1 protein-coding gene is annotated in these 393 nt (G+C 49.9%); it reads right to left on the bottom strand.

Annotated features, from left to right (window positions below):
• Window positions 1-393 (bottom strand): aminotransferase (locus tag NE664_15355; protein MCQ4728009.1); only part of this gene is annotated, 393 nt, incomplete at both ends.

The following is a 393-nucleotide window of genomic DNA, read 5'->3' as shown; positions in this document are numbered from 1 at the left end:
AATTTCTGGAGGCCAGCAGACTGTTGATCCGCATGCCGGAGGGGTATTCCGAGATCAGAATCTCAAAATTGGATTTCATCTCGTCAAGCATCTTCTGAGGCGGAAAATAGGGATTGACGAGATAGCAGAAGTCCAGCAGCTTCGGATAACGCCAGTGACCGCCGTAACGGGAAGCAATCGCGTCATAGCGCTTCTCTATGGTATCGGCGAAGAGGCTCTCCGCAATATCCAGATCCTGAATGTCATCGATCTCGTACCAGACTTGTCCGCTCAGCCTCTTGGCTTTGATCTCCTTTGTCTCAAGCAGTGCGATGAGCTTGATTACGGATTCATAGTATTCGTTGTTGCCCATGGCCTTCGCATACGCTTCGAGGAAGGGAACATATGTGTTTG

Origin of the sequence: Anaerotignum faecicola (assembly GCA_024460105.1) — a bacterium.
Lineage (GTDB): Bacteria > Bacillota > Clostridia > Lachnospirales > Anaerotignaceae > JANFXS01.
This window is presented reverse-complemented; position numbering and strand designations above follow the sequence as displayed.